The sequence below is a fragment of the Dietzia sp. oral taxon 368 genome, from assembly GCF_002999155.1.
In the GTDB taxonomy this organism is placed as follows: Bacteria; Actinomycetota; Actinomycetes; order Mycobacteriales; family Mycobacteriaceae; genus Dietzia; species Dietzia cinnamea.
On the sequence record NZ_CP027238.1, the window covers coordinates 305,117 to 331,019 of the forward strand.

The 25,903-nt window shown below is 69.9% G+C and carries 36 protein-coding genes; 4 read left to right on the forward strand and 32 right to left on the reverse strand.

Going from position 1 to position 25,903, the window contains the following annotated elements; genetic code table 11:
* Positions 1-137: 137 nt before the first annotated feature.
* Positions 138-1,769, forward strand: coding sequence for a type VII secretion protein EccE (locus tag C3V38_RS01475; protein WP_106384959.1), 1,632 nt, complete (start codon positions 138-140; stop codon positions 1,767-1,769).
* Here the strand turns inward: C3V38_RS01475 and C3V38_RS01480 are convergent.
* A complete protein-coding gene (locus C3V38_RS01480) occupies positions 1,723-2,808 on the reverse strand; it encodes a DUF695 domain-containing protein (protein ID WP_061228306.1) in 1,086 nt (361 codons plus the stop codon). The two genes, C3V38_RS01475 and C3V38_RS01480, sit on opposite strands and share 47 nt — an antisense overlap.
* 155 nt (positions 2,809-2,963) lie before the next feature.
* On the opposite strand from C3V38_RS01480, the gene C3V38_RS01485 reads away from it, so the two are divergent.
* Together C3V38_RS01485 and C3V38_RS01490 are read left to right on the forward strand one after the other, a co-directional pair.
* A complete protein-coding gene (locus C3V38_RS01485; protein WP_061228342.1) occupies positions 2,964-4,064 on the forward strand; it encodes an NAD(P)H-binding protein in 1,101 nt (366 codons plus the stop codon).
* Complete coding sequence (locus C3V38_RS01490) at positions 4,061-4,780, forward strand: CPBP family intramembrane glutamic endopeptidase (RefSeq protein ID WP_232302948.1); 720 nt, start codon at positions 4,061-4,063, stop codon at positions 4,778-4,780. Before C3V38_RS01485 ends, C3V38_RS01490 begins: the two co-directional genes overlap by 4 nt.
* A gap of 34 nt (positions 4,781-4,814) precedes the next feature.
* Here C3V38_RS01490 and truA read toward each other — a convergent pair whose 3' ends face one another.
* Positions 4,815-5,702 carry a tRNA pseudouridine(38-40) synthase TruA gene (gene truA / locus C3V38_RS01495; RefSeq protein WP_061228305.1) on the reverse strand — a complete coding sequence of 296 codons (888 nt, stop codon included), beginning with the start codon at positions 5,700-5,702 and terminating at the stop codon, positions 4,815-4,817.
* Between the two features lie 77 nt (positions 5,703-5,779).
* On the opposite strand from truA, the gene C3V38_RS01500 reads away from it, so the two are divergent.
* Complete coding sequence (locus tag C3V38_RS01500) at positions 5,780-6,760, forward strand: SGNH/GDSL hydrolase family protein (RefSeq protein WP_106384960.1); 981 nt, start codon at positions 5,780-5,782, stop codon at positions 6,758-6,760.
* Between the two features lie 74 nt (positions 6,761-6,834).
* On the opposite strand, the gene rplQ is transcribed toward C3V38_RS01500, so the two are convergent.
* The 30 genes from rplQ to rplC form a co-directional block, all read right to left on the reverse strand.
* A complete protein-coding gene (rplQ, locus tag C3V38_RS01505) occupies positions 6,835-7,425 on the reverse strand; it encodes a 50S ribosomal protein L17 (protein ID WP_061228304.1) in 591 nt (196 codons plus the stop codon).
* A 34-nt stretch (positions 7,426-7,459) separates the two neighbouring features.
* Positions 7,460-8,494, reverse strand: a complete 1,035-nt coding sequence (locus C3V38_RS01510; RefSeq protein ID WP_007628082.1) for a DNA-directed RNA polymerase subunit alpha — start codon at positions 8,492-8,494, stop codon at positions 7,460-7,462.
* Positions 8,495-8,600: 106 nt separating this feature from the next.
* Entirely contained in the window at positions 8,601-9,206 is a 606-nt protein-coding gene (rpsD, locus tag C3V38_RS01515; protein WP_007628084.1) for a 30S ribosomal protein S4, read from the reverse strand.
* Positions 9,207-9,228: 22 nt separating this feature from the next.
* Positions 9,229-9,636, reverse strand: a complete 408-nt coding sequence (rpsK, locus tag C3V38_RS01520; protein ID WP_043566757.1) for a 30S ribosomal protein S11 — start codon at positions 9,634-9,636, stop codon at positions 9,229-9,231.
* Entirely contained in the window at positions 9,636-10,004 is a 369-nt protein-coding gene (rpsM, locus tag C3V38_RS01525) for a 30S ribosomal protein S13 (RefSeq protein ID WP_061228302.1), read from the reverse strand. The genes rpsK and rpsM overlap by 1 nt, the downstream gene beginning before the upstream one ends.
* A gap of 168 nt (positions 10,005-10,172) precedes the next feature.
* Positions 10,173-10,394 carry a translation initiation factor IF-1 gene (gene infA / locus C3V38_RS01530; RefSeq protein WP_010541191.1) on the reverse strand — a complete coding sequence of 74 codons (222 nt, stop codon included), beginning with the start codon at positions 10,392-10,394 and terminating at the stop codon, positions 10,173-10,175.
* Between the two features lie 136 nt (positions 10,395-10,530).
* Complete coding sequence (locus C3V38_RS01535; protein WP_082767653.1) at positions 10,531-11,811, reverse strand: lipase family protein; 1,281 nt, start codon at positions 11,809-11,811, stop codon at positions 10,531-10,533.
* 136 nt (positions 11,812-11,947) lie between these two features.
* Positions 11,948-12,751 (reverse strand): type I methionyl aminopeptidase, encoded by an 804-nt coding sequence (map, locus tag C3V38_RS01540; RefSeq protein ID WP_061228301.1) that lies wholly within the window; start codon positions 12,749-12,751, stop codon positions 11,948-11,950.
* 8 nt (positions 12,752-12,759) lie between these two features.
* Positions 12,760-13,305, reverse strand: coding sequence for an adenylate kinase (locus C3V38_RS01545; protein WP_061228300.1), 546 nt, complete (start codon positions 13,303-13,305; stop codon positions 12,760-12,762).
* A gap of 48 nt (positions 13,306-13,353) precedes the next feature.
* Positions 13,354-14,676, reverse strand: coding sequence for a preprotein translocase subunit SecY (secY, locus tag C3V38_RS01550; RefSeq protein ID WP_061228299.1), 1,323 nt, complete (start codon positions 14,674-14,676; stop codon positions 13,354-13,356).
* Between the two features lie 204 nt (positions 14,677-14,880).
* Complete coding sequence (gene rplO, locus C3V38_RS01555; RefSeq protein WP_061228298.1) at positions 14,881-15,330, reverse strand: 50S ribosomal protein L15; 450 nt, start codon at positions 15,328-15,330, stop codon at positions 14,881-14,883.
* Positions 15,331-15,332: 2 nt separating this feature from the next.
* Positions 15,333-15,515 (reverse strand): 50S ribosomal protein L30, encoded by a 183-nt coding sequence (rpmD, locus tag C3V38_RS01560; protein ID WP_007628098.1) that lies wholly within the window; start codon positions 15,513-15,515, stop codon positions 15,333-15,335.
* A 2-nt stretch (positions 15,516-15,517) separates the two neighbouring features.
* The gene (rpsE, locus tag C3V38_RS01565; RefSeq protein ID WP_007628100.1) at positions 15,518-16,177 is read right to left on the reverse strand and encodes a 30S ribosomal protein S5; all 660 of its coding nucleotides are present in this window, start codon (positions 16,175-16,177) and stop codon (positions 15,518-15,520) included.
* A 43-nt stretch (positions 16,178-16,220) separates the two neighbouring features.
* Positions 16,221-16,616 (reverse strand): 50S ribosomal protein L18, encoded by a 396-nt coding sequence (rplR, locus tag C3V38_RS01570; RefSeq protein ID WP_007628102.1) that lies wholly within the window; start codon positions 16,614-16,616, stop codon positions 16,221-16,223.
* Between the two features lie 2 nt (positions 16,617-16,618).
* Positions 16,619-17,155 carry a 50S ribosomal protein L6 gene (gene rplF, locus C3V38_RS01575; protein ID WP_061228297.1) on the reverse strand — a complete coding sequence of 179 codons (537 nt, stop codon included), beginning with the start codon at positions 17,153-17,155 and terminating at the stop codon, positions 16,619-16,621.
* A 12-nt stretch (positions 17,156-17,167) separates the two neighbouring features.
* Entirely contained in the window at positions 17,168-17,566 is a 399-nt protein-coding gene (gene rpsH / locus C3V38_RS01580) for a 30S ribosomal protein S8 (protein ID WP_007628106.1), read from the reverse strand.
* A gap of 271 nt (positions 17,567-17,837) precedes the next feature.
* Positions 17,838-18,410, reverse strand: coding sequence for a 50S ribosomal protein L5 (gene rplE / locus C3V38_RS01585; protein WP_043566766.1), 573 nt, complete (start codon positions 18,408-18,410; stop codon positions 17,838-17,840).
* Positions 18,411-18,412: 2 nt separating this feature from the next.
* Positions 18,413-18,727 (reverse strand): 50S ribosomal protein L24, encoded by a 315-nt coding sequence (gene rplX / locus C3V38_RS01590; RefSeq protein WP_007628110.1) that lies wholly within the window; start codon positions 18,725-18,727, stop codon positions 18,413-18,415.
* A gap of 1 nt (position 18,728) precedes the next feature.
* Positions 18,729-19,097, reverse strand: coding sequence for a 50S ribosomal protein L14 (gene rplN / locus C3V38_RS01595; RefSeq protein WP_007628112.1), 369 nt, complete (start codon positions 19,095-19,097; stop codon positions 18,729-18,731).
* A gap of 144 nt (positions 19,098-19,241) precedes the next feature.
* On the reverse strand, positions 19,242-20,681 hold the full coding sequence (locus C3V38_RS01600; protein WP_254426048.1) for an alpha/beta hydrolase family protein: 1,440 nt from the start codon (positions 20,679-20,681) through the stop codon (positions 19,242-19,244).
* Between the two features lie 210 nt (positions 20,682-20,891).
* Positions 20,892-21,188 (reverse strand): 30S ribosomal protein S17, encoded by a 297-nt coding sequence (gene rpsQ, locus C3V38_RS01605; protein WP_174521529.1) that lies wholly within the window; start codon positions 21,186-21,188, stop codon positions 20,892-20,894.
* The gene (gene rpmC, locus C3V38_RS01610) at positions 21,185-21,415 is read right to left on the reverse strand and encodes a 50S ribosomal protein L29 (RefSeq protein WP_007628118.1); all 231 of its coding nucleotides are present in this window, start codon (positions 21,413-21,415) and stop codon (positions 21,185-21,187) included. Before rpmC ends, rpsQ begins: the two co-directional genes overlap by 4 nt.
* A complete protein-coding gene (gene rplP / locus C3V38_RS01615; RefSeq protein ID WP_007628120.1) occupies positions 21,415-21,831 on the reverse strand; it encodes a 50S ribosomal protein L16 in 417 nt (138 codons plus the stop codon). Before rplP ends, rpmC begins: the two co-directional genes overlap by 1 nt.
* 2 nt (positions 21,832-21,833) lie before the next feature.
* Positions 21,834-22,652 (reverse strand): 30S ribosomal protein S3, encoded by an 819-nt coding sequence (rpsC, locus tag C3V38_RS01620; RefSeq protein WP_007628122.1) that lies wholly within the window; start codon positions 22,650-22,652, stop codon positions 21,834-21,836.
* Positions 22,653-23,081 (reverse strand): 50S ribosomal protein L22, encoded by a 429-nt coding sequence (gene rplV, locus C3V38_RS01625; RefSeq protein WP_061228296.1) that lies wholly within the window; start codon positions 23,079-23,081, stop codon positions 22,653-22,655. It lies immediately after the preceding gene.
* On the reverse strand, positions 23,078-23,359 hold the full coding sequence (gene rpsS, locus C3V38_RS01630) for a 30S ribosomal protein S19 (RefSeq protein ID WP_007628126.1): 282 nt from the start codon (positions 23,357-23,359) through the stop codon (positions 23,078-23,080). The genes rplV and rpsS overlap by 4 nt, the downstream gene beginning before the upstream one ends.
* 14 nt (positions 23,360-23,373) lie before the next feature.
* Complete coding sequence (gene rplB / locus C3V38_RS01635; RefSeq protein WP_061228295.1) at positions 23,374-24,210, reverse strand: 50S ribosomal protein L2; 837 nt, start codon at positions 24,208-24,210, stop codon at positions 23,374-23,376.
* Between the two features lie 31 nt (positions 24,211-24,241).
* Positions 24,242-24,544, reverse strand: coding sequence for a 50S ribosomal protein L23 (gene rplW, locus C3V38_RS01640; RefSeq protein WP_007628130.1), 303 nt, complete (start codon positions 24,542-24,544; stop codon positions 24,242-24,244).
* The gene (gene rplD / locus C3V38_RS01645; RefSeq protein WP_061228294.1) at positions 24,541-25,230 is read right to left on the reverse strand and encodes a 50S ribosomal protein L4; all 690 of its coding nucleotides are present in this window, start codon (positions 25,228-25,230) and stop codon (positions 24,541-24,543) included. The genes rplW and rplD overlap by 4 nt, the downstream gene beginning before the upstream one ends.
* Positions 25,227-25,892, reverse strand: a complete 666-nt coding sequence (gene rplC / locus C3V38_RS01650; protein WP_061228293.1) for a 50S ribosomal protein L3 — start codon at positions 25,890-25,892, stop codon at positions 25,227-25,229. Before rplC ends, rplD begins: the two co-directional genes overlap by 4 nt.
* Positions 25,893-25,903 lie beyond the last annotated feature (11 nt).

The window sequence follows — 25,903 nt, forward strand, 5'->3', positions numbered from 1 at the left end:
CTTTCCACGGATGTGGGACCCCCGCGGCCGGGGGCACCGGGGGTAGGGTACGCCAGGATCCGGCCCCCGTGGCCGGTCTTCCGGGCGCCGTCCGCACGCGCCCGAGTGCTCGGGACAGGCGTGGAGGAGGCGGGTGGATGACGGCGGTTCCCACCCTGGCCGGGCTGCTCGCCGCGCTCGTGGCGACGGTCGTTCTCACCGTGGTCTGCCCGCCGCAGGCGCAGCCGTGGGCCCAGTTCGCGACGGTCGCGCTCGTCGCCACCGTGATCACCGCGCGCCGCGGCGGCCGCCCGGTGCTGGCGCGCCCGGGGACCGCGCGTCAGCGGCCCGTCGACGTGGTGGACCTCGTCGCCCCGGACCGCTCCCCCGTCGGATGCGTGGAGGGCGAGCGCGTGGTGACGACCGCCGTGGAGATCTCGGCTGGCGCGCTCGTGACCACCGAGGTGGGGCGCGACGACCCGGCCGCGCATCGTGGTGTCCGCCTCCCGCTGGCGGTGGTGGCGCGCCAGCTCGAGCAGGGCGGGGTGCGCCTCGAGGGGATCGACGTGGTGGTCGACGGTCGCCGCGCCGCGACGGGTGGCGACGGCGAGGTGTACGACGCGCTCGTCGGCCCGCTCGCCCTGATCTCGCACCGGCGCGTCCACCTGCTGCTGCGGTTCGACATCGCACGGCTCGCGCTGGGGCCCGCCGGACGGGCCGACGGCTCGCTGGAGCAGGTGGTCACGGTGGCCACCGAGCGGTTGCGCCGGTCGCTGGTGCATCACGGGGTGCCGTGCCGGGTCCTCGACGCGGCCGGACTCGCCGGCCTCTACCTGGACGCCGAGGGCGACCCGGGGCCGGGCGTCGGGGTGGTGGTGCGCCCGTCCGCCGACCCGCGAGCGGTCATCGACGGACTCACCACCGTGCGGGCCGCGCGCGTCACCGAGGTGCTCCGCCTGCGGCGCGTCGAGGGCCGCGACGACGTGGTGGACGTGGTGACCACCGTGGGGCTGACCGGCGTGGCCGCGGAGGCGGTGGCCGAGCGGGTCCTACCGACCACCGCCGACACCTGCCACCGGCTGCCTACGGCGGGCGTCCTGCCCGTCCCCGGCGAGGAGATGCCCGTGGCCGTGGCCGGATCCCTGGTCCGGCGACGTGTCGATGACCTCGCCGCCCTCGCCCCGCCGGCGCACGGCTGCGGGCAGATCCTCGGCGCGACCCGCACCGGGGGCGCGGCGGCGGTCCAGCTGGCCGGCCCGCACCTGCGGTCGGTCCTGCTCGCCGCGCGACCCGCGGTCTGTCGACAGGTCGCGTTCCGCGCGGTCGCGGCCGGGTACCGGGTCGCGGTGGTCACCGACGTCCCCGACCGGTGGCGGCCCCTGACCGCGATCGGCGACGAGTCCCGCTACCGGATCGTCGACCCCGACGCCTCCGACGCGGGAGCCCCGGTCGACGCCGTGATGTGGGATGTCGACGGCCCGTTGACCGAGGGGCGCATCGACGCCCTCGCCGGGCCGGGCGGGCCGGACGTCACCCCGCCCACCGTCGTCCGCGTCGACGCCGACTGGGACCTGCGGGGCGAGCGGCACGCGGACACCGCGGCCCCGCCGGACCTCGTCCTGGACGGGCGGATCGACGGGTGGATCTCGATCGAGCCGCGCGCGGGTGAGTCCCGCCGCGTCTCGGTGGTGGCCGGGCCAGGCGAGGAGGCGTTCGTCGGCCCCCTCACCGTGCCGGGCGAGCTCACACCCGCAGGTGCTGCACCTTCCGCCAGCCCGGATCGTCCGTGACGGTCACCGTCACCTCGCCCTGATCCCAACCGGACGCCGCCACCCGCAGCTGCTCGTGGGCGGGGGTCGTGGAATCGACGTAGAAGTGCAGCAGACGGCGCCCGTCGCAGCTCTCCGCCCCGACGCACTCGCCGTCGCCCTCGAGGCGCTCGACGAGGTGGTCCTCGAGATCCCGCAGGCCGGGCAGCGAGCGAGAGCCGGGCAGGCCCCCGTCCTCGACGTCCGTGTACGGCACGTCGACGGCGACGTGGCGGTCGAATTCCGGCGCCGACAGGGCGACCAGCGGGACGCGGACCACGGCCACGAGCGGGCCCCGGTCGGTGTCCCCGTGGAGGATCTGCCACGCCGGGTCGCCCAGCTCGTCGGTGTTGTCCGCGGCGAGCTCACGCAGGATCCGGGGCAGGTCGGCGAGCGGCACCGCGTCGACGCCAGGCGCGGTGGCATTGGCCCTGATGAGCCCGACCCACGTCTCGACCTGCTCCTCGCCGCACAGGGCGTCCAGCAGGAGGTAGGCGGCGATCGACGAGTCGGCCCCGGTCAGCGCGGTGAACGCCGGGTGGTGGACGGTGACGTCGGCCCGGGACAGCCCCAGGTCCACCACGACCTCGGCGTCATCGAACCCCAGCCGGTGATCGCGGAAGTACATCGCGCAGCCCCGGACCGGCTCACGCAGGTCGGCGAACGACCACGTCTCGTCGGCCCGCGGCGCGGCGGCCAACCACCGGCGCGCGGCGCCCCGCAGCTCGGGCACTCCGGCCGCGGTGACGGTCAGCCGGTGGGGCACCTCCTCGCAGCCCGGGACGAACTCCCACGACAGGCCGGGATCGATGGCCTCGATGAGCGAACTGAGCTCCGCGACCACCCGCCCGGTGACGCCGGAGTCGATCGCCGCGGTGGCCCGGCGCCTGCCGTCGGCGGACCACCAGCGCCAGAAGGTGGTGATGGCCCGGTCCGATCGCGAGCGGGCCGTCTCGATGCGCACGCCGGAGAAGTCCAGCGATCGCGAGAGCTGCCGGGGTCGAGCCGCGCGAATCGCCATGTGTTCTCCTCCCGTGGCCGCGGTCCGTGAATGCGTGTCTCACCCCAGTATCCGGATTACCCGCCGATCGCGCCCGCGCCGACACACCCGGACAGGTCGTAAGGCTGATCGCGGTGCGGGTGCGGCGGGACGGTGACGGTGGCATGGTCGGAGCCATGACCTCCTCCCAGGACCTGGCCGGGCTGTCTTCCGGAGCGCAGCACGGCCGGCGGGTGCTCGTGATCGGCGCGACCGGATACATCGGATCGCGGCTGGTACCCCGGCTCATCACGGACGGTGCCGAGGTCTCGGTGCTCGCGCGCACCCCCGCCAGACTCGACGACGTGCCGTGGAGAGACGAGGTGACCATCCACGAGGGTGGCCTGGGCGATGCCGACGCTCTCCTCGCCGCCCTCCGCGAGACCGACGTGGCCTGCCACCTCGTGCACTCGATGGGTGGCTCCAGGGACTTCGAACGGGAGGAGCGCGAGACCACCGAGCAGTTCGTCCGCGCCGTCGAGGAGGCGGGTGTCGAGCGCATCGTCCACCTGTCCGGCCTCCATCCGGAGGGCGAGGAGGAGCTCTCCCCCCATTTGCGGTCCCGCGCCGAGGTCGCCCGGATCATGCTCGAGTCAACCGTGCCCGCGCTCGTGATCCAGGCCGGGGTGGTAATCGGCTCCGGCTCGGCGTCATTCGAGATGATCCGGCACCTGACCACCCGGCTCCCGGCCATGGTCACGCCCAAGTGGGTGAGCAACCACATCCAGCCCATCGCGATCCGCGACGTCCTGCACTACCTCTCCGCGGCCACCACGGTCCCCCTGTGCGGCGAGCTGGCCCACGGCCGGGCCATCGACGTGGGCGCGCCGGACTTGCTCACCTATGGCGAGATGATGCAGGTCTACGCCGAGGAGGCCGGACTGCGGCGCCGGGTCATGGTCCCCGTACCGGTGCTCACCCCCAAGCTGTCCTCCCACTGGCTGGGACTGGTCACACCCCTCGAGACCGGCCTGGCCAAGCCGCTCGTGGAGTCTCTGCGCTGCGAGGCCGTCGTCGCCAGGGACGACGCCGACGAGGTGCTCGGGCCCCCGCCGGGCGGGCGCACGACCTACCGCGACGCCCTGCGCGAGGCGCTCCGGGTCCCGCACGGTCCGGCGCGGCCACCCCTGTGGGAGGGCGCGGATCCGCTCGGCGACCCCGCGCGCCTGCTGCCGTCCGACGCCGACTGGGCCGGGGTCCGCCCGCCCACCCTCGGGCGCACGCGATCCCGGCCGTGACGTCCGGGCAGCGGGACCGGGACACGCCCACCGGCCGCTACCTGCGGGCGCTGCGGACCGGTGACATGGACACCGCGCCGTCGCACCCGTCCCGGCGGCGCGTCCTCGTCGTCGTCGTCACCCTCGTCGTCGGCGCGGCGGTCGGCGCGTGGGCGCTCCGGATCCCCGCCGGGGACGCCCTCTTCTACCCCGCCACCGCTCTCCTCGCCGCGGTGTGGCTGACCGGCGCGTTCGCCTCGGGACCGATCCGGGTGGGCTGCGAGCCGTACCGCCCGCGCCGGCCGGTGCTGTCCTCGGTGCTCACGGCCGCCGCGCTCGCGGTGGTGTTCTGCCTGGGGGCGCTCGTCGTGGCGCGTATCGAGCCACTCCGCGACCCGGTCGACGCGCTCCTCGCCCACGCGACCGTGGGGAACCTCGCGCTGGTCGCAGCCCTCACGGCGGTCAACGGGGTCGCCGAGGAGTGCTTCCACCGCGGTGCCGTGTACTCGGCCGTCGCCAACCTGCGGCCGATCCTCACGACGACGGTGATCTACGCGACCGTCACGGCCACCGCCGGGATCCCCCTGCTGGTGCTCGCGGCCGTCATCGTGGGTGTCGTGACGGCGCTACAGCGGCGCGCCACCGGCGGCGTCCTCGGGCCGGCGATCACGCACGTCGCGTGGTCGATGGTGATGCTGTTCGCGCTCGGCCCGATCCTCGACGCCGCGCGGGCCTGATCCCCGCAGGACCACGCGGCGCGGCCCGGCCCCGCTATCCCCCGCAGCACCCCGCCGCGCCGCCGCCCGGGCCCGGCCGCAGCTCGCGCGTGACGAGGTTCCGCGCGGCGAGCTCGTCGTCCGCCGGGTAGTCGACCCCGATCAGCGACAACCCGCGCGCGGGCGCCACGGGCACCGCGGAGGACCGCTCGGTCTCCGCCAGCAGCCCGCTGATCCAGTCGAGGCTGCGCCGGCCCTCCCCCACGGCCATCACGGCGCCCACGAGGCTGCGCACCATCGACCAGCAGAACGCGTCCGCGCTGACCGACGCCGTCCACACCTCGGTCGCACCGGGCGCGTCCGCACCGCGCGGATCCGGCTCGGTCCGCCACTCGAAGCGCTGCAGCTCCCGGATGGTGGTGGCACCCTCGCGGCGGCGGCAGAACGCGGCGAAGTCGTGCAGGCCCAGCAGCCGCTCCGAGGCCGCGCGCACCGCCTCGAGGTCCGCGGTGCGGGTCCACGCCGCCGTGTCGCGGGCGCGGGTGGGTTCGGCGCCCCACGGCGCGGTGGTGAGGCGGTACTCGTAGTGACGGCGCAGGGCGGAGAAGCGGGCGTCGAACTCGTCCGGCACCCACCGCGCGTCCATCACGGCGATGTCCGCGGGCAGCAGCCGTGCGAGCCTCCGGACCAGCGCCTCAGGGCGCCCGTCCAGCGAGCGCTGGTCGAGCCACGCCGGGTCCACGTCGACGTGGCAGACCTGGGCGCGGGCGTGCACCCCGGCGTCGGTCCGGCCCGCGACGGTCAGCGTGACCGGGTTCCGCAGCACGGTGCCGAGTTCGGCCTCGAGCACCCCGCACACCGTCCGCAGCCCGGGCTGACGCGCCCACCCGGAGAAGTCGGTGCCGTCATAGGCGACGTCGAGGCGGATCCGGCGGGTGCTCACGGCCTACAGACGCTAGACCACGCCCGCGCGCGCCCGCCACACCAGCCCACCGCCGCCCGGTCCGGCACGATGGCCCCATGTCGTCGCCGCGCCCACCGTCGTCCCCGTCCCGACCGGCGCCGGGGTGGCCCGCCCCGTCGGTCCGTCCCCCGCACCGCGCCGCGCGTAGCCGCCCACGCAATGCCGCGCTCCTCGCCGTCGGCGTAGCCGTCGCCCTCACGCTGGGGGCCTGTTCCGGGAGCGACGACGAGGCCCCGCCCCCCGCGTCCCCTCCCGCGCCCACCGACATCGCAGGACCGCCCGACACCGCCGTGGCCCGGTACGTGGCACTCGGCGACTCGTTCGCCGCCCTGGGTCCGACCAACGCCCCGACGAGCGGGCCGGAGGCGTGCCTGCGCTCCACCCGCAACTACCCGTCTCTGCTCGCCGGCGACATCCGGCCGGGCGAGTTCATCGACGCCACCTGCGGCGGAGCGCGGACGGTGGACATGACCGCACCCCAGATCCCCGAGACCCCGCCGCAGTTCGACGCCCTCACCGCCGAGACGGACCTGGTGACCCTGTCGATCGGCGGCAACGACATCGGGTTCGGCGACATCGTGGGATGCGTGATGCGGACAGCCCGAGTCGCCGACGGTGCGCCCTGCCGCGAGCGGCTGGACGGCGTCACCTCGGACGCGCTGGCCGGGCTGGCGGGCCGACTGGATGACGTGTACGCCGGCATCCGCGAGCGCTCGCCCGATGCCCGGATCGTCACCACCGCGTACCTCCCGCTGGTGCCCGAGCTCGACAGCTGCGACTTCGTGGACCGGATGAGCCCCGGTGACGTGGACTGGACGCGCTCCGTCACCGAGCGGATCAACCGGGTCGTCGTGGACGCCGCGGACCGCGCGGGCGCCGCGGCGGTCCTGCCCGACGACGCCGCGAGCCGCCACGCCTGCGCGCCGGTGGCGGGGCGTTACACCGACTTCACCGGCATCGAGACCGCCTCGCACCCGACGCACCCCACGGCTGCGGGGCACCGGGCGATGGCCGAGGCGGTCGCGGACGTGCTCTGACCGGAGGCGTGTACGACGAGGGCCCCGTCTCCGCGGGTGCGGTGACGGGGCCCTGCATCTCGTACCGGGGCGGATCAGGCCTTGTCGGCGTCCGAACCCTCGGCGTGGGTCGCGTCCTCGGACACGGCCTCGGCGGTCTCCTCAACGGCGTCCACCTGGGCGTCGTCGGCGCCCTCGACCTGGTCGGCGATCGGGCTGTTGGCCTCGGCCTCGGCGGTCACGTCATCGGTCGACTCGGCGGCGGCCGGGGCGGCGGCGGCCTTGGAGGCGGCGGCGCGGGTGGCGCGGGAGGCCTCCGCGGAGGCGAGCTCCTCGGTCACGAGCGCGATCATCGCCATGGGCGCATTGTCGCCCTTGCGGTTCTCGAGCTTGACGATCCGGGTGTAGCCACCGTCGCGGTTGGCCGCGCGCGGGCCGATCTCGGCGAACAGCTTGTGCAGGACGTCCTTGTCGCGGATGACCTTGGCGGCCTCACGACGGTCGGCCAGCGTGCCGCGGCGGGCCTTGGTGATGAGCTTCTCCGCGTACGGGCGCAGCAGCTTCGCCTTGGTCTCCGTGGTGCGGATGGCGTCGTGCTCGAACAGCTGGGTGGCCAGGTTCGAGAGGATGAGCCGCTGGTGGGCGGCGGATCCGCCGAGGCGGGCGCCCTTCTTGGGCTTGGGCATCAGATTCTCCTAGGAATGGTGTTCCGGGCGCTCGTCAGAGCTGCTCGGTCTCGGCGTAATCCTCGCCGCCCTCGTCGGTCCACGTCCCGGTCTCGGCGTCGTAGCCGGCGACCGAGGCGGGATCGAATCCGGGGGGCGCGTCCTTGAGCGACAGGCCCAGCTCGACGAGCTTGACCTTGACCTCGTCGATCGACTTCTGGCCGAAGTTGCGGATGTCGAGCAGGTCCGACTCGCTGCGGGCCACGAGCTCGCCCACCGTGTGGACGCCCTCGCGCTTGAGGCAGTTGTAGGACCGGACCGACAGGTCCAGGTCGTCGATGGGCATGCCGTAGGCGGCGATGTGGTCGGCCTCGGCCGGGCTGGGCCCGATCTCGATCCCCTCCGCCTCCTCGTTGAGCTCACGGGCGAGACCGAAGAGTTCGACGAGGGTCTTACCGGCGGACGCCAGGGCGTCACGGGCGGTCATCGAGTTCTTGGTCTCGACGTCCAAGACCAGGCGGTCGAAGTCCGTGCGCTGGTGCACACGGGTCGCCTCGACCTTGTAGGTCACCTTGAGGACGGGCGAGTAGATCGAGTCGACCGGGATCCGGCCGATCTCGTGGCCGGCGTCCTTGTTGAGCCCGGCGGGCACGTAGCCACGGCCGCGCTCGACGACCAGCTCGATCTCCAGACGGCCCTTCTCGTTGAGAGTGGCGATGTGCAGGTCCGGGTTGTGCACCTCGACGCCGGCGGGCGGGACGATGTCACCGGCGGTGACGGCACCCGGCCCCTGCTTCTTGAGGTACATGGTGACCGGCTCGTCCTCGACGGACGAGACGACCAGGCCCTTGAGGTTGAGGATGATGTCGGTGACATCCTCCTTGACGCCCGGCACGGTGGTGAACTCGTGCAGGACGCCCTCGATGCGGATGCTGGTCACGGCCGCGCCCGGGATGGACGACAGCAGCGTGCGCCGCAGCGAGTTGCCGATGGTGTAGCCGAAACCGGGCTCGAGGGGCTCGAGCACGAACCGCGAGCGGTTCTCGGAGACGACCTCCTCGGTGAGGGTGGGCCGCTGGGAGATGAGCATGTGCTACCTCTTTCGATTCTCGGCGCCCGCTATTTGACGCCGTGGGAACCCACCGTCGCCGGGCGGGCCGCGGTGTGCGGCCCGCCCGGCGACGAGGGAGGACAGATCACTTCGAGTAGAGCTCGACGATCAGCTGCTCCTGCAGCGGCACCTCGATCTGGGCGCGCTCGGGGAGCTGGTGGACGAGGATCCGCAGGGTCGTGGGGACGACCTGCAGCCACGCCGGGACGGGACGCTCACCGAGCGTCTCCTGGGCGATCTCGAACCAGTCCATCTTGGTGGACTTGGGACGGACATCGATGATGTCGTACTGCGAGACGCGGTAGCTCGGGATGGTCACCTTCTGGTCGTTGACCAGGAAGTGGCCGTGCGCCACGAGCTGACGGGCCTGGCGGCGCGTCCGCGCGAGACCCGCGCGGTACACGACGTTGTCCAGCCGCGACTCGAGGATCTGGAGGAGGTTCTCACCGGTCTTACCGGCGCGGCGGTTGGCCTCCTCGTAGTAGCGACGGAACTGCTTCTCCATCACGCCGTAGGTGAAGCGGGCCTTCTGCTTCTCCTGCAGCTGGGTGCGGTACTCGGACTCCTTGATCCGCGCACGGCCGTGATGACCGGGCGGGAAGGGCCGACGTTCGAATGCGGTGTCTCCACCCACGAGGTCCACGCCGAGACGGCGGGACTTGCGGGTGACGGGGCCGGTGTAACGTGCCATGGTCTAGTGCGTTCCTTCCGGCTCAGACTCGACGCCGCTTGGGCGGACGACAGCCGTTGTGGGGCTGGGGGGTGACATCGGAGATCGTGCCCACCTCGAGGCCGGCGGCCTGGAGGGAGCGGATCGCGGTCTCACGTCCCGAGCCGGGGCCCTTGACGAACACGTCGACCTTCTTGACGCCGTGCTCCTGCGCCTTGCGGGCCGCGTTCTCGGCGGCGAGCTGGGCGGCGAAGGGCGTCGACTTACGCGAGCCCTTGAAGCCGACGTGGCCGGAGGACGCCCATGCGAGGACGCCACCGGACGGGTCGGTGATCGAGACGATGGTGTTGTTGAACGTGCTCTTGATGTGGGCCTGGCCCAGGGGCACGTTCTTCTTATCCTTGCGACGGCCCGTCTTCTTCGGGCCCGCAGCGCGTGACTTGGGGGGCATTACTTCTTCTTTCCGGCGACGGTCTTCTTCGGACCCTTACGGGTACGGGCATTGGTCTTGGTGCGCTGACCACGGACGGGCAGGCCACGACGGTGACGCAGTCCCTGGTAGCTACCGATCTCGATCTTCCGGCGGATATCGCCCTGGATCTCGCGGCGGAGGTCACCCTCCACCTTGTAGTTGCCCTCGATGTCGTCACGAAGGACGGTCAGCTGCTCGTCGGAGAGGTCCTTGGTGCGCAGATCGGGGCTGATACCCGTACGCTCCAGGATCTCCAGCGACCGGGTGCGACCGATGCCGAAAATGTAGGTGAGCGCGATCTCCATGCGCTTGTCGCGTGGGAGATCGACGCCGGCAAGGCGTGCCATGTGGCGTATCTCTTTCGTCGTGCGGTAGGTCTGCTCCCCGACCGTCCCCGATCCGGATGGTCATCTCTCGATGAGCAACCGTCCGGGGCCCCGGCCTCCGCAACCGGGGGTACGAACCCGCCGACCCCTTTCGCGGAGGCGGCGGCTGGTACGGGGAGTTGAGCGTCTTTACTTGTAGCGGTAGACGATCCGTCCACGCGTCAGGTCGTAGGGCGAGAGCTCCACGACCACGCGATCCTCCGGGAGGATGCGGATGTAGTGCTGCCGCATCTTCCCGCTGATGTGGGCGAGGACCTTGTGCCCGTTCTCGAGCTCGACGCGGAACATTGCGTTCGGCAACGGCTCGACGACACGGCCCTCGACCTCGATGGCTCCGTCTTTCTTTGCCATGCTGGTTACGGTCCTCCACGATTCCCCGGATGACGTCTACCGGATTGTGGTGCACTGGTGGGCACACCGACGTATAAGCCTACGCGAGGTCGCTGGTCAGCGCCAATCGCGACGAACCGGCCCGCCCGGCCACCTGTCAGACGTAGCAGGCGCGACCGGCGGGGGCGCCCTCGAACCGCTGCTGTAGCCAGTTCATGGCCGCCGGCAGCTTCTCCACCGCGCCCAACAGATGCTCGGGCGCAAGGCCGGGTTCCCAGGTGACCGGCGCCCCCTCGCGGCAGTACCGCTTCGCCGTCTCCTCCGCGTCCCAGAACGGCACGAGAGGATCGGTGCCGGAATGCCACATGAACACCGGCACCCGCGGCACATCCGGACTGAGGCGGACGCTGTTCTCGGCGAATGCGCGCATGAGCCCCTCCTCCGCCATGAGGTCGCCGCCACGCAGGACCATCGGGACCGACCGGAACGCGCCGAAGGTCAGCAGCGTCGCGGTACACCGGCCCTTCAGCTGGTGGTAGAGATGCCAACCGTCAGGGGTGAGCTTCTCCTCGAGACGGATCGCTTCCGGGTACTCACGGGCCATCCCCACCGCGGCGGCGAACGCCAACCCGAACGCCGGGTGCGGCTGGTTGCCGATCATCCGCGCCATCGTGGTCATGTCCGTCGGGACGCCGCCCTTCGCAACGCCCACCAGGTTCACGTCGGGGGCGTAGTCGTCGTGCAGGAGCGAGACCCAGGCACTGGCGATGCCGCCCCCCGAGTACCCCAGCGCGCCGAACCGGCTGTTCCGGGAATCGAAACGAGGGTCATCCCGCACCGCCCGCATGCCGTCGAGGACGATGCGCCCGGACAGCTGTCCCCCCGGGTATGCGACCTTGGGTCCCAGATGGTCCGGGATGATGACGGTCCAGCCCTGGTCCAGACGGGACCGGAGGAAGACCATGGCGTTGTCCTGCACGGTCTCGAGGGTGGGGTGCACGAGGGTCTCGGTGGGCGCACACCGCTGCCCCAACGCGTTGAGGTAGTGCTGGTAGCTCAGGACCGGGCCGTCGGGGCGGGCGTGATGGGGCCGGACCACGGTCGCGGTGGCCAGCAGCGGCCGGTCCCGAGTGTCCGTGGACCGGTACGCGATCTCGGTGACGCCGTACCCGAGGAATACCGGCATCGTCACGGTCCTGGAGTTGATGACCCGGCCCGGCGCCGCATCCGCGAGCGCCTGCGGGTCAGCGTGGTAGAAGGGTCCGGGCTGCGGGTCCTCCGCGATCGACCCCGCGCCGCCCTCCGCAACGGATTGTGCGGCGGCTCCCTGCGTTACGAGCAGGGCCTGCGCTAGCACGAGGGAGAGCATCACCAGGACCGCGACCGCGGGACGCACTGACGTGGGGAGTTCCCGGGGAACGCGGACGGGTGTTGGCATGCCCTGACCTTTCAGGCCGATCTGAACCGAGAGAACATGCTAACCCGACCGCGGTCGTCCGCGGCCGGCCCCCCGGGCCCGAGCGACGCCGGCCCCCGGGCCGGCCTGCGCCCTCCGGGGCGCGGGACGACCCGCCTCAGCCGAGTGGACGGGGGGTGAGGATCCGGGGCCCGTCCGCTGTGACGGCGACGGTGTGTTCCCAGTGCGAGGCCGGCGAGCCGTCGACGGTGACGACCGTCCAGTCATCCGACAGGGTCCGCGTGTCGGTCTCTCCGCCGAGAACCAGCATCGGCTCGATCGCCAGGACCGACCCCTCCTGGAGGCGCGGTCCCCTACCGGGCTTGCCCTCGTTGGCGAGGAACGGCCATTCGTGCATCTCACGGCCGATGCCGTGGCCGCCGAAACCGTCGACGATCCCGAGTGAGACGCCGTGCCGTTCCTCGGCCCGCCGGGTGGCCACCTCGAGCGCGTGCGACACGTCGGTCAACCTGTTCCCCGGGAGCATCGCGCGCATGCCCACCTCGAGGACCTCACGTGTCGCGTCGTTGAGGGCGGCGACATCGGGCGCGAGGGAGCCCACGCCGAACGTCCACGCCGAGTCCCCGTGCCATCCCTCGAGGATGGCTCCGCAGTCGATAGAGACGAGGTCCCCTTCCCGCAGCACCGTCTCCGGTCCGGGGATCCCGTGCACCACGACCTCGTTGACCGAGGAACAGATGGAGCCGGGGAAACCCTCGTACCCCTTGAAGGACGGTATGGCGCCGGACTCGCGGATCACCTGCTCAGCGACCTCGTCGAGATCACCTGTCGTCGCGCCCGGGACGGCGGCGTCCCGGACCGCGATGAGCGTGCGGCCGACGATGCGCCCCGCCGCCTCCATCGCGTCCAGTTCCCCCGCTGTGCGGGCGGCGACGACGCCCTTGCGCGACCGGCCGAGCACGGCGGGCGTCAGCGACCCAGCGCGGCGAGCGCGCGGGCGTTGATCTCCTCGACCGAACCGACGGCGTCGATGCTCTTGACGTCGCCCGCGTAGTACTCGAGCAGAGGGGCGGTCTCGGACCGGTACACCGACATGCGGTTGCGGATGACGTCCTCGGTGTCGTCCTCGCGACCGCGGGCCAGCATCCGCTGGACGACCGTGTCGTCGTCGACCTTGAACTCCAGCACCGCGTCGAGGGAGCACCCCGCCTCGGAGAGCATGTCCTTGAGGGCGTCCGCCTGCGCGACGCTGCGGGGGTATCCGTCGAGCAGGAAGCCCTCCGCGGCGTCGGGCTCGGCGATCCTGGCCTTGACCATGCGGTTGGTCAGCTCGGCCGGGACCAGGTTTCCGGAGTCGATGTACCCCTTCGCCTCCTTGCCCAGATCGGTGCCCTGCGAGATGTTGGCGCGGAAGAGGTCACCGGTCGAGATGTGGGGCACGCCGAGCTTCTCCGACAACAGAGCCGCCTGGGTTCCCTTACCGGCACCGGGAGGGCCGAGGAGGACGAGACGCATGGTGGGGACCTGCCTTTCTACAGTGGGGTTGCTCGGACGAGGCCGCGGCTACTTGAGGAAGCCCTCGTAGTTGCGCTGCATCAACTGGGCTTCGATCTGCTTCACCGTGTCGAGGCCCACGGAGACCATGATGAGCACGGCGGTGCCGCCGAACGGCATGTTCTGCATGTCGCCACCCCCGCTGCCCATGTCGAGGAAGATGTTCGGGAGCACGGCGATGAGGCCGAGGTACAGCGAACCGAAGAGCAGGATCCGGTTGAGGACGTAGCCCAGGTACTCGGCGGTCGGGCGACCGGGACGGATCCCGGGGATGAATCCGCCGTACTTCTTCATGTTCTCGGCCTGCTCCATCGGGTCGAACTGGATGGCCACGTAGAAGTACGCGAAGAAGATGATGAGGGCGAAATACAGGACGATGTAGCCCCAGCTCGACGGGTTCTGGAGGTACTGCATCACGTAGCGCTGCCAGAAACCGTCACCCGACGGCTCGGGGCCCTGCACCAGCTGGGTGATGAGGATCGGCACGTACATGAGCGACGACGCGAAGATCACGGGGATGACCCCCGCCTGGTTGACCTTCAGCGGGAGGTAGGTCGAGGTCCCGCCGTACTGACGGCGACCGACCATCCGCTTGGCGTACTGGACGGGGATCCGGCGCTGTCCCTGCTCGACGAAGACGACGGCGACGACGATGAGCACGACCGCGAACATGACCGCGGCGAACTTCATCGTCGAGGAGTTCTGGTAGATGTTCACGCCCTCTGCGGGGATACGGGACGCGATGCCGGCGAAGATGAGCAGCGACATGCCGTTGCCGACGCCGCGATCGGTGATGAGCTCGCCGAACCACATCACCAGGGCCGCACCGGCGGTCATGACGATCACGATCGTGATGAGCGTGAGCACGTCGTCGTCCATGAGAACGGACTGCCCGTTACCGAGGAGCTGTCCCCGGTCGGCCAACGCGACGATGCCGGCGGACTGGAGCACGGCCAGCGCGATGGTCAGATAGCGCGTGTACTGCGTCATCTTGGCCTGGCCGGACTGCCCCTCCTTCTTCAGCTGCTCGAAGTAAGGGATGACCACGGTGAGTAGCTGGACGATGATGCTCGCCGTGATGAACGGCATGATGCCGATCGCGAAGACGGACAGCTGCAGCAGCGCGCCACCGGAGAACAGGTTGACCAGGGAGTACAACTGGGCGTTGTCCCCGGTCATCGCGGTGTCGAGCAGGCCGCGCAACTTGGGGTAATCGACGCCGGGCGACGGGATCTGCGCGCCGATCCGGTAGAGGATGATGATCCCGAGGGTGAAGAGGATCTTCTTCCTCAGGTCCCGGTCCTTGATCGCGGACGCGAGTGCGGAGAGCACATGTCCTCCTGGTCGTGGTCGGCCGTGGGCCGCCGGTCGTCGTAAGCAGATGCGCCGGGCGCGGGTCACATGGACCGCACGGCGGATGCCGGGCCCGGAGCGCACAACGGGAAAACTCTATCAAGACGAGGGCAGGGGCCGGATCCGAGACTCTCGGACCCGACCCCTGCGCACCTCAGCGGCCCTCGGCGGGCCTACCGGGGATCAGGCCCCGGCCTCCGACACGCTTCCGCCCGCGGCCTCGATCTTGCTCTTGGCCGACGCGGAGACCTTGTCGACGGTCAGTGTGACGGCGACGGAGATCTCCCCGTCACCGAGAACCTTGACCGGCTGGTTCTTGCGGACAGCGCCCGCGTCGACGAGCTCGGTCACGCCGATCTCGCCGCCGTTGGGGAACAGCCGCTGGATGTCGGACACGTTGACGACCTGGAAGACGACCTTGTTGCGGTTCTTGAAGCCCTTGAGCTTCGGGAGCCGCATGTGGATCGGCATCTGGCCGCCCTCGAACGCCGCGGGGACGTTCTTACGCGCCTTGGTGCCCTTGGTACCGCGACCGGCCGTCTTGCCCCGCTTGCCGCCTTCACCGCGACCAACGCGGATCTTGTCGGTGTGGGCGCCCGGCGCGGGACGCAGGTGGTGCAACTTGATGGTCATTCTCACTCCGTCTCTTCGACCACGACGAGGTGGTTCACGACGTTGATGAGACCCCGGGTCTGCGCGTTGTCCTCACGCACGACCGACTTCCGGATGCCCTTGAGGCCGAGCGTACGCAGGGAGTCCCGCTGGTTCTTCTTGGTCCCGACGGTCCCACGGACCTGGGTGATCTTGAGGTTCGCCATGGTCAGGCCCCCTGTCCGGCACGCGCGCGGAGCATGCCCGCGGGCGCGACGTCCTCGATCGGCAGGCCGCGACGGGCCGCGACCTCCTCTGGACGGTGCAGACCCTTGAGGGCGGCCACGGTCGCGTGAACGACGTTGATGGCGTTGTCCGACCCGAGCGACTTGCACAGGATGTCGTTGACGCCGGCGGCCTCGAGCACGGCGCGCGCGGCGCCACCGGCGATGACACCGGTACCCGGGGACGCCGGACGCAGCATGACGACACCGGCGGCGGCCTCACCCTGGATGGGGTGCGGGATCGTGGAGCCGATGAGCGGGACGCGGAAGAAGTTCTTCCGGGCCTCCTCATTGCCCTTCTGGATGGCCGCGGGGACTTCCTTGGCCTTGCCGTAGCCGACGCCGACCATACCGTTGCCGTCACCGAGGATCACGAGCGCGGTGAAGCTGAAACGCCGACCGCCCTTCACGACCTTGGAGACGCGGTTGATGGTGACGACGCGCTCGATGTACTGCGACTTCTCGTCGTCGTGGCGGCCACGACGGTCGTCGCGGCCCCGCCCGCGGCCGCGGTCGCCGCCGCGCCCCTGGGCGTTGTCGTTGGTGTTCTTGTTGTCTGCGGCGGGTCCGTTGCCTCCGCCGTCACGACGCTGACGTCCCGGCATCAGACGGTCCTTCCATTCGCGGTCAGTGCAGTGGTGTTGATCATCAGAACTCCAGCCCACCCTCGCGGGCGGCGTCGGCGAGCGACGCGATCCGGCCGTGGTACTTGTTGCCGCCACGGTCGAACACGACGGCGTCGATGCCGGCGGCCTTGGCGCGCTCGGCCAGGAGCTGGCCGACCTTCGCGCTGCGGGCCTTCTTGTCGCCCTCGAGGGACCGCACATCGGCCTCGATGGTCGACGCGGCGGCGAGCGTACGGCCCGCCAGGTCGTCGACGATCTGGGCGTGGATGTGGCGCGAGGAGCGGTTGACGACCAACCGCGGACGCTCCGGCGTGCCGGAGACCTTCTTGCGGAGGCGGTAATGGCGCCGGGCCCGACCCTCGCGACGTGCGGTCGAGGCGTCGGTTCCCAGCGGGGAACGCTTCTTGGTGCTGCTCATGATCACTTACCCGTCTTTCCGACCTTGCGACGGACCTGCTCGCCGGCGTAGCGGATGCCCTTGCCCTTGTACGGGTCGTGCTTCCGCAGTCGCTTGATGTTGGCGGCGATCTGGCCCACCTGCTGCTTGTCGATACCGGAGATCGAGAACTTGGTCGCACCGTCGACGGCGAACGTGATGCCCGCCGGGGCGGCGACCGGCACCGGGTGCGAGTAACCGAGGGCGAACTCGAGGTCCGAGCCCTTGGCCACGACGCGGTATCCGACGCCGAAGATCTCCATGTCCTGCTTGTAACCCTCGGTCACGCCCACGACCATGTTGTTGACCAGCGAGCGGGAGAGGCCGTGCAGGGAGCGGTTGTCGCGGTGGTCGTCGGGACGGTTCACCGTGAGGGTGCCCTCCTCGACTGTCACCGAGATGGGCTCGGGCAGCACCTGGGTGAGCTCACCCTTGGGGCCCTTGACCGTGATGGTCTGGCCGTCGACCTTGATGTCGACACCGGACGGGACTGTGATCGGAGCCTTGCCGATACGTGACATTTCGTCGCCCCCTTACCAGACGTAGGCGAGGACTTCCCCGCCCACCTTCTTGTTGTTCGCCTGACGGTCGGTGAGCAGACCCTGGGACGTCGAGATGATCGCGACGCCCAGCCCGCCGAGGACCTTGGGCAGTTCGGTGGACTTGGCGTACACACGCAGACCCGGCTTCGAGATGCGCTTGATGCCCTGGATGCTCCGCTGGCGGGACGGGCCGTACTTCAGATCGATGGTGAGCTTCTTGCCCACCTCGGCGTCGGAGACGGCGTAGTCGGCGATGTAACCCTCCTGCTTGAGGATCGCCGCGATGTTGCCCTTGAGCTTGGAATGCGGCATCGACACGGTGTCGTGGAACGCCGAGTTGGCGTTACGCACACGCGTCAGCATGTCCGCGATGGGATCGGTCATCGACATGGATGGACCATGTTCCTTTCTCGTAACGGTTCCCATGCAACACGCCCGCCCGGCGACCTGTGGGTCGCCCGCGAACGCCGTGGGCCTATCACGAAGAGTGCGAATGTTCTCTTGTATGGGATCCGGCTCCCCGTGGGGCGCTCGGGTGTCCCGCCGTTCACAGTGCTCTTCTCACTGTTCACGACCAGACGACTGGGCCGTCTGCCCGTCGCCGGGGACCCGCGATGCGGTGCCCCGGCGAGGACGGCCGGTCCGGCCTGTCAGGAGAGGATCAGTTCTCCTTGAAGGGGAATCCGAGGTGCTTGAGAAGCGCCCGGCCCTCTTCGTCGTTCGTCGCGGTGGTGACGACAGTGATGTCCATACCGCGCGGACGATCGACCTTGTCGACGTCGATCTCGTAGAACATCGTCTGCTCGTTGAGACCGAAGGTGTAGTTGCCGTGACCGTCGAACTGCTTGCCGGAGAGGCCGCGGAAGTCGCGGATACGCGGCAGGGCGACGGTGGTCAGACGGTCCAGGAACTCCCACATGCGGTCGCCACGGAGGGTGACGCGCGCGCCGATGGGCATGCCCTCACGCAGCTTGAACTGCGCGATGGACTTGCGGGCCCGCCGGACCTCCGGCTTCTGGCCGGTGATCAGGGTGAGGTCGTTGATCGCGCCGTTGATGAGCTTGGCGTCGCGAGCGGCGTCGCCGACGCCCATGTTGACGACGACCTTGACGACGCCCGGGATCTGCATGACGTTCGCGTATTCGAACGTCTCGTTCAGCGCCGGCTTGATCTCGCTACGGTACTTCGCCTTGAGGCGCGGGGTGTAGCCGGTGGGAAGAGCGGTATCGGTCATGGTCACAGGTCCTTCCCGGTCTTACGCGAGACACGGACGCGCTTGCCGTTCTCGTCGGTGCGGATTCCGACCCGGGTCGGGGTGCCGTCGGCGTCCACGACCATCACGTTGGACACGTGGATCGGGGCCTCCTGGGTGACGATGCCGCCGGAGGAGGCGCCACGCTCGGCAGCCGAGTTGGAGGTGTGCTTCTTGATGCGGTTGACGCCCTCGACGAGGACCTTCTCCTGGGCGGGGAAGGCCTGGATGACCTTGCCCTTCGCGCCCTTGTCCTTGCCCGAGATGACGAGCACGGTGTCGCCCTTGTGAACCTTCATGTCAGAGCACCTCCGGAGCCAGCGAGACGATGCGCATGAACTTCTTGTCGCGCAGCTCGCGGCCGACGGGCCCGAAGATGCGCGTGCCACGCGGGTCGTTGTCGTTCTTGATGATGACGGCGGCGTTCTCGTCGAACTTGATGTACGACCCGTCCGGGCGACGGCGCTCCTTGGCGGTGCGCACGATGACGGCCTTGACGACCTCACCCTTCTTGACGTTGCCGCCGGGGATGGCGTCCTTGACGGTGGCGACGATGATGTCGCCCACGCCCGCATAGCGACGCTTGGACCCGCCGAGAACGCGGATGCAGAGAATCTCCTTGGCACCCGTGTTGTCGGCGACCTTCAGCCGCGACTCCTGCTGGATCATGGTTCTCCTGACCAGGTCTGTTCGATGTGTGCCGGATACCGACCCGACACACGCGGTCATGCCGCCCGGGCGCGCGAAAGGTGCGCGACAGCTCGGGCAACTGTTCCAGTGTAGGGTGCGGCTGCTCCGCGGCCCAAATCCCGGTCAGCTGCCGCCCGACCCCGCCGAGCCGCCGCCCACCGTGCGGAGCGATCCGGAGGCGCCGGCCGAGCCCGTCCCGCCCGAAGAGCCGGCCGAGCCGGCCGAGCCCAGGGAGCCGAGCGGGCTGTGCTCGCGATCCGCCACTCCCCCGGTCGTGGCCCGCGAGTTGGGAACGGCGGCATCGAGCCCGGAGAGGATGTGCTGCAGCCCCGGAAGCATCTGCGGGACGAAGGTCGGCCAGTTGTGGATACCCGCGTCCATGTAGACGACCTGCAGATCGACATCCGGGACCCCGCGCAGTGCGCCCTCGAGCGCGCGGGTGCTCTCGTAGGACCCCTTCTCGAGGATGTGGCCGTCGAGCAGCACGACTTCGTTACTCCCGAAGTACCCCAGCTCGGTCGATCCGACGAGCCCGGTGGCAGCGCTGAGGAACACGGACTGTCCGGCCAGCCCGCTCGGGTCGGCGACCGTGTCGTGGTCCTCCCACGCCTGCGATCCCCGTGGTCCCCACATGTTGGTCACCTCACCGTGGCGGGCGGCCACGGTCAGACGGGCGTACTGGTACCCGAGCTCGTCCAGTGTCGAATAGGCACCCGACACTCCCCCGGCCCCGCTGAACATCTCCGGAGTGGAGTTGGCCAGGTGGAGCGCCGACGCCGCCCCCATCGAGACGCCCAACACGCCCCAGTCCACGTTGTGCGCGAGCCCGTCGGCGGTGCCTTCGAGACCCTGCTCGAGCAGCGGCGGCAGCTCCTCGGTCAGGAACGTCTCCCAGCTGTTGGGGCCGAGGACCGGATCGTCGGTCCGCCAGTCGGACCACATCGATGACGGAGCGCCGGTCGGCGCGATCACGTTGACGTCGAGGTCGCGCACGGCCGGATCGCCCCAGCCCATGCCACCGCTCCAGCCCGAGGGGGACTCGCTGCCCACACCGTCGAGGAAGTAGACGTTGGGGGCGTCGACGCCCGCGGGAGCGCGGTAGACCTCCACCCGCACGACCCGCTGCATCGTCGCCGACGTGACCGTCCAGACCTCGGCGCGCCCGTCGACCTCGTGTGGGGACGCGGGGAAGAGCGGATCTATGCTCCGCACCTCGGACCGGGTGATCGACTTGTCGCGGACCGCTATCGGCTGCCCGGGCGGCAGCGAGCTGCCGGGGCGGGCGAAATCCCCGGACCCGGCGTCCGCGAGTGATCCGAGGACGCCCGTCAACGGGATCGGCGCGCCGAGATGGGTCGAGGCGGCAATACTCAGCGACGGTACCCCGAACAGGCTCCCGGGCACGACGCTCGGCGCCAGGGACGCAGGGTCGACGGACCCCGGCCCGATCGATCCGGCGTCGGGGCTCTGCGCGGCGGCCGGCACGGCCCCGCCGGCGATCAGAGCCACCGCGGCTGCCGACGCGGCGAGGGCGCGCAATCCGCGGGCGGCCCCGGCTCGCACTTCCTTCCGCTGGTGATTATCCACTCGTACGGTCATGTGGCGTCCTGTCCTGGCTGGGCGATGTCGCTGTCGTGTGTGAGGCTCCGGTCCGTACCCGGGCCGATGACACAGTACGTTCCCCGTCGTATCAGCGTCTACTCATGTGACAAATGCGAACAACCCGCCCCCGGGAATCCCAGGGGCGGGTTGCTCGTGTGGAGCGGGGCGGACCTACTTGGCGCGCTCCAGGACCTCCACGAGGCGGTACCGCTTCGAGGCGGACAGCGGGCGGGTCTCCATGATCCGCACGCGGTCGCCGACACCGGCGGTGTTGGTCTCGTCGTGCGCCTTGACGCGCTCCGTACGTCGCATGATCTTGCCGTACAGCGGGTGCTTCACGCGGTCCTCGAGCTCGACGACGATGGTCTTCTCCATCTTGTCGGACACGACGTACCCGATCCGCACCTTGCGGCTGTTGCGCTCGGTGTTCTCGTTGGACTCAGTCACAACTGCTTCCTTGTCACTCACTTGGCATCACCCGGCGCCGCCGACAGCCCGAGCTCGCGCTCGCGCATGACAGTGTAGATGCGAGCGATGTCGTGACGGACGACACGCAGGCGACGGTTGTTGGTCAGCTGACCGGTGGCCATCTGGAAGCGCAGGTTGAACAGCTCTTCCTTGGCCTCACGCAGACGCGCGGTCAGCGCTTCCGCGTCGAGCTCGCGCAGCTCGGGGGCGGTGGTTCCACTAGCCATCAGAACTGCTCCTCCCGGGTCACGATGCGGGTCTTACAGGGGAGCTTGTGCTGCGCGCGGCGAAGCGCCTCGCGAGCGGTCTCCTCGTTCGGGTACGACATCTCGAAGAGGATGCGCCCCGGCTTGACGTTGGCGACCCACCACTCGACCGAGCCCTTACCGGAACCCATGCGGACCTCGGCGGGCTTCTTGGTCAGCGGACGGTCCGGGTAGATGTTGATCCAGACCTTGCCACCACGCTTGATGTGGCGGTTGATGGCGATACGAGCGGACTCGATCTGACGGTTGGTGACGTACGCCGGCTCGAGGGCCTGGATGCCGTAGTCACCGAACGTCACCTTGGTGCCGCCCTTGGCCGCACCGCTGCGGCCGGGGTGGTGCTGCTTGCGGTGCTTGACGCGCTTCGGGATCAGCACGGTCAGGCCTCCTTGTTTTCTGCGGGCGCCTCGGCCGGGGCAGCCGAGCCGGCGCGGCCGGTCTCGGTGCTGGTGGCCGTGGTGCCCTGGGCGCCGGAGCGACGGGGCCGGCCGGCACCGCGCTCGCGGCGCGGGCCACGGTCAGCGCCACCGCGGTTGCTGGACTGGGCGTACTGGTCGGACTCGCGGCGACCGCCCACGACGTCGCCCTTGTAGATCCACACCTTGACGCCGATGCGACCGAAGGTCGTCTTGGCCTCGTAGGTGCCGTAGTCGATCTCGGCACGCAGGGTGTGGAGCGGGACGCGGCCCTCGTGGTAGCGCTCCGAGCGGGACATCTCGGCACCGCCGAGACGGCCCGAGCAGACCACCTTGATGCCCTTGACCTGCGGCTGGCGCATGGCGGACTGGATGCCCTTGCGCATCGCGCGGCGGAAGGCGACGCGGTTGGACAGCTGCTCGGCGATGCCCTGGGCGACGAGCTGGGCGTCGGCCTCGGTGTTCTTGATCTCGAGGATGTTGAGGTGGACCTGCTTGCCGGTGAGCTTCTCGAGCTCGCCACGCAGGCGGTCGGCCTCGGCGCCACGACGACCGATCACGATGCCGGGACGGGCGGTGTGGATGTCCACGTGGACTCGGTCACGGGTACGCGAGATGTCCACGCCCGAGATGCCGGCCCGCTCCATGCCCTTCGACAGGAGCTGGCGGATCTTGATGTCCTCGGACACGTAGTCGGCGTACTGCTTGTCGGCGAACCACTTGGACGTCCAGTCCGAGGTGATGCCCAGACGGAAGCCGTGCGGATGGATCTTCTGTCCCATTTAGCGGGCACCTCCCTGGTTACGACGTCCCCGGCCGGATCCGGCCTTCTCGGGCACGCTGGTCACCTCGACGGTGATGTGGCTCGTGCGCTTCCGCACGCGGAAGGCCCGGCCCTGGGCGCGCGGACGGAACCGCTTCAGGGTCGGCCCCTCGTCGGCGTACGCCGTGGTGACGACCAGGGTCCGGGGATCCAGATCCAGGTTGTTCTCGGCGTTCGCGATCGCCGACGCCAGAACCTTGGCGACCGGCTCGCTGGCGGACTGCGGGGCGAACCGCAGGATGTCCAGCGCGTCAGAGGCGTCCTTGCCTCGGACCAGGTCGATCACACGACGCGCCTTCATGGGCGTGACGCGGACGAACTTAGCGGTGGCGCGGGCGGTGAGCTTCTGCTCGGCCTGCGCGTCGTTCTTCTGGGTGTCAGTGCTCATCGACGCTTACTCTTCCGATCGTCCTTGATGTGCCCCTTGAACGTGCGCGTCGGCGCGAACTCGCCGAGCTTGTGACCCACCATCGAGTCGGACACGAACACGGGCACATGCTTGCGGCCGTCGTGGACGGCGAACGTGTGGCCGATGAAATCGGGCAGGATCGTCGAGCGACGCGACCAGGTCTTGATGACCTGATGAGTGCCCTTGTCGTTCTGCACGTCCACCTTCGCGAGGAGGTGTTCGTCGACGAACGGACCCTTCTTGAGACTACGAGGCATCCTAGTTTCCCTCCTTAGCGCTTCTTACCGGTGCGACGGCGACGGACGATGAGGCTGTCGCTCGCCTTGTTGGGCTTGCGGGTCCGGCCCTCGGGCTGGCCCCACGGGCTGACGGGGTGACGTCCACCGGACGTCTTGCCCTCGCCACCACCGTGCGGGTGGTCGATGGGGTTCATGACCACACCACGGACGGTCGGGCGGACGCCCTTCCACCGCATGCGGCCGGCCTTACCCCAGTTGATGTTGGCCTGCTCGGCGTTGCCGACCTCGCCGATCGTGGCGCGGCAGCGCACGTCGACCCGGCGGATCTCACCGGACGGCATACGCAGGGACGCGTAGGTGCCCTCCTTGCCGAGCAGCTGGATACCGGCGCCGGCCGCGCGGGCCATCTTGGCGCCGCCGCCCGGGCGCAGCTCCACCGCGTGCACGACCGTGCCGGCGGGGATGTTGCGGAGCGGCAGGTTGTTGCCGGTCTTGATGTCGGCGCCTGCGCCCGACTCCACCTTCATGCCCTGCTTGAGGTTGCGGGGGGCGAGGATGTAGCGCTTCTCGCCGTCCGCGTAGTGCAGGAGCGCGATGTTCGCGGTGCGGTTCGGGTCGTACTCGATGTGCGCCACGGTGGCGAGCACGCCGTCCTTGTCGTTCCGACGGAAGTCGATGACACGATACTGACGCTTGTGCCCACCGCCCTTGTGGCGGGTGGTGATGCGGCCGTGGCCGTTACGGCCGCCGGTCTTGCTGAGCGGGCGCAACAGCGACTTCTCGGGCGTCGAGCGGGTGATCTCGGCGAAGTCCGAGACGCTCGAGCCGCGACGACCGGGGGTCGTGGGCTTGTACTTGCGGATAGCCATGAGGTTCTCTCGTCCTTAACTCTTCCCGCCCTCAGGCGGTCAGACCCGGGATCTCGATGGGCTTGCTGTCGGCCGCGAGGGTCACGATGGCGCGCTTGGTGCTCTTGCGCTGTCCGTACCCGGTGCGGGTGCGCTTGCGCTTGCCCTGACGGTTAGCGGTGTTCACGGACTCCACCGTGACGCCGAAGATCTCCTGGATGGCGATCTTGATCTGCGTCTTGTTGGCGTCCGGGGCCACCAGGAACGTGTACACGCCCTGCTCGAGCAGGCCGTATGCCTTCTCGGAGACGACCGGGGCGAGGATCACGTCCCGGGGATCGGCGACGGTGCTCACTTGTCGGCCTCCTTCGCAGCCTTGCCGGCGAGCGAACGGCTCGCCTGCGTGACGAACGCGTCCAGAGCCTCGACCGAGAACACGACGTCGTCGGCGTTCAGGACGTCGTAGGTGTTGAGCTGATCCGGAGCGATCGGGTGGACATGATCGAGGTTGGCGGCGGAGCGCCACGCGGCGAGGTCCTCGCGGCCGACGACGATCAGGAACTTCTTCCGGTCGGACAGGGTGCCGAGGAAGTCACGGACACCGGAGGTCGACGGCTTCTGGCCCTCGACGAACTCGGTGACCACGTGGATACGCTCGCTGGCGGCCCGGTCGGACAGGGCGCCACGCAGAGCGGCGGCCTTCATCTTCTTGGGCGTGCGCTGCGAGTAGTCGCGCGGCTTGGGGCCGTGGACCGTGCCGCCGCCGGTGTAGGCGGGGGCGCGGGTCGAGCCCTGACGGGCGCGGCCGGTGCCCTTCTGGCGGAACGGCTTACGACCGCCGCCGCGGACCTCGCCGCGGGTCTTGGTCGAGTGGGTGCCCTGGCGCGCCGCGGCGAGCTGGGCCACCACGACCTGGTGCATCAGGGGCAGATTGGGCTCGACGCCGAAGATCTCGGCGGGGAGCTCGACCGAGCCGTCGGTCGAGCCGGCCGGGGTACGGACATCCAGCTTGAGGTTCACGGTGTTCTCCGTCGTGGTCATGCGCGCGCACCGCCCTTCACAGCGGAACGGACCATCACGAGGCCGCCGTTGCGACCCGGGATGGCTCCCTTGATGAGGAGGACGCCGGCCTCGGCGTCAACCTTGTGGACCTTGAGGTTCATGGTGGTCACACGCTCGTTGCCCATGCGGCCGGCCATGGCCTTGCCCTTGAAGACGCGGCCGGGCGTCGAGGCGCCTCCGATGGAACCGGGCTTACGGTGCACCGCCTGGGTACCGTGCGAGGCGCCCTGACCAGCGAAGCCGTGGCGCTTCATGGTGCCGGCGAACCCCTTGCCCTTCGACGTGCCGGTGACGTCGACGAAGGCACCGTCCTCGAACACGTCGGCGCCGATCTCCTGGCCGATCTCGAAGCCGGAGGCCTGCTCGGCGTTGTCGAGCCGGATCTCGGCGATATGCCGGCGCGGGGTGACCCCGGCCTTCTCGAACTGACCCGCGACCGGCTTGGTGACCTTGCGGGGGTCGATCGCGCCGAACGCGATCTGGACGGCGTTGTAGCCGTCGTTCTCTTCGGTACGAATCCCGGTCACGACGCACGGCCCGGCCTTCACGACGGTCACCGGGACCACCCGGTTGTTCTCGTCGAAGACCTGGGTCATGCCGAGCTTGGCGCCCAGGATGCCCTTGATCTCGGTGTTACTCATCTGTTCACTGT

What these genes read in the sequence shown, in the direction of transcription:
- rpsH (WP_007628106.1), bottom strand. Translation starts at nt 17,566, where the DNA reads ATGTCGATGACCGATCCCATCGCGGACATGCTGACGCGTGTGCGTAAC.
- rpsM (WP_061228302.1), bottom strand. Translation starts at nt 10,004, where the DNA reads ATGGCACGCCTTGCCGGCGTCGATCTCCCACGCGACAAGCGCATGGAG.
- rpsD (WP_007628084.1), bottom strand. Translation starts at nt 9,206, where the DNA reads ATGGCACGTTACACCGGCCCCGTCACCCGCAAGTCCCGCCGTCTCGGC.
- rplE (WP_043566766.1), bottom strand. Translation starts at nt 18,410, where the DNA reads ATGACCGATACCGCTCTTCCCACCGGCTACACCCCGCGCCTCAAGGCG.
- rpsC (WP_007628122.1), bottom strand. Translation starts at nt 22,652, where the DNA reads ATGGGACAGAAGATCCATCCGCACGGCTTCCGTCTGGGCATCACCTCG.
- C3V38_RS01510 (WP_007628082.1), bottom strand. Translation starts at nt 8,494, where the DNA reads ATGCTCATCTCCCAGCGGCCCACCCTCACCGAGGAGGTCGTCTCCGAG.
- rpsS (WP_007628126.1), bottom strand. Translation starts at nt 23,359, where the DNA reads ATGCCTCGTAGTCTCAAGAAGGGTCCGTTCGTCGACGAACACCTCCTC.
- C3V38_RS01480 (WP_061228306.1), bottom strand. Translation starts at nt 2,808, where the DNA reads ATGGCGATTCGCGCGGCTCGACCCCGGCAGCTCTCGCGATCGCTGGAC.
- rplO (WP_061228298.1), bottom strand. Translation starts at nt 15,330, where the DNA reads ATGACCATCAAGTTGCACCACCTGCGTCCCGCGCCGGGCGCCCACACC.
- rplC (WP_061228293.1), bottom strand. Translation starts at nt 25,892, where the DNA reads ATGAGTAACACCGAGATCAAGGGCATCCTGGGCGCCAAGCTCGGCATG.
- rplB (WP_061228295.1), bottom strand. Translation starts at nt 24,210, where the DNA reads ATGGCTATCCGCAAGTACAAGCCCACGACCCCCGGTCGTCGCGGCTCG.
- rplN (WP_007628112.1), bottom strand. Translation starts at nt 19,097, where the DNA reads ATGATCCAGCAGGAGTCGCGGCTGAAGGTCGCCGACAACACGGGTGCC.
- rpmC (WP_007628118.1), bottom strand. Translation starts at nt 21,415, where the DNA reads ATGGCTAGTGGAACCACCGCCCCCGAGCTGCGCGAGCTCGACGCGGAA.
- C3V38_RS01535 (WP_082767653.1), bottom strand. Translation starts at nt 11,811, where the DNA reads ATGCCAACACCCGTCCGCGTTCCCCGGGAACTCCCCACGTCAGTGCGT.
- rplR (WP_007628102.1), bottom strand. Translation starts at nt 16,616, where the DNA reads ATGAGCAGCACCAAGAAGCGTTCCCCGCTGGGAACCGACGCCTCGACC.
- rpmD (WP_007628098.1), bottom strand. Translation starts at nt 15,515, where the DNA reads ATGGCGAACCTCAAGATCACCCAGGTCCGTGGGACCGTCGGGACCAAG.
- rplV (WP_061228296.1), bottom strand. Translation starts at nt 23,081, where the DNA reads ATGAGCACTGACACCCAGAAGAACGACGCGCAGGCCGAGCAGAAGCTC.
- C3V38_RS01500 (WP_106384960.1), top strand. Translation starts at nt 5,780, where the DNA reads ATGTCGTCGCCGCGCCCACCGTCGTCCCCGTCCCGACCGGCGCCGGGG.
- rplX (WP_007628110.1), bottom strand. Translation starts at nt 18,727, where the DNA reads ATGAAGGTTCACAAGGGCGACACCGTGCTCGTCATCTCGGGCAAGGAC.
- rpsE (WP_007628100.1), bottom strand. Translation starts at nt 16,177, where the DNA reads ATGCCGGGACGTCAGCGTCGTGACGGCGGAGGCAACGGACCCGCCGCA.
- C3V38_RS01545 (WP_061228300.1), bottom strand. Translation starts at nt 13,305, where the DNA reads ATGCGTCTCGTCCTCCTCGGCCCTCCCGGTGCCGGTAAGGGAACCCAG.
- rplD (WP_061228294.1), bottom strand. Translation starts at nt 25,230, where the DNA reads ATGACCACGACGGAGAACACCGTGAACCTCAAGCTGGATGTCCGTACC.
- rplF (WP_061228297.1), bottom strand. Translation starts at nt 17,155, where the DNA reads ATGTCACGTATCGGCAAGGCTCCGATCACAGTCCCGTCCGGTGTCGAC.
- C3V38_RS01485 (WP_061228342.1), top strand. Translation starts at nt 2,964, where the DNA reads ATGACCTCCTCCCAGGACCTGGCCGGGCTGTCTTCCGGAGCGCAGCAC.
- rpsK (WP_043566757.1), bottom strand. Translation starts at nt 9,636, where the DNA reads ATGCCCCCCAAGTCACGCGCTGCGGGCCCGAAGAAGACGGGCCGTCGC.
- infA (WP_010541191.1), bottom strand. Translation starts at nt 10,394, where the DNA reads ATGGCAAAGAAAGACGGAGCCATCGAGGTCGAGGGCCGTGTCGTCGAG.
- rplQ (WP_061228304.1), bottom strand. Translation starts at nt 7,425, where the DNA reads ATGCCCAAGCCCAAGAAGGGCGCCCGCCTCGGCGGATCCGCCGCCCAC.
- C3V38_RS01475 (WP_106384959.1), top strand. Translation starts at nt 138, where the DNA reads ATGACGGCGGTTCCCACCCTGGCCGGGCTGCTCGCCGCGCTCGTGGCG.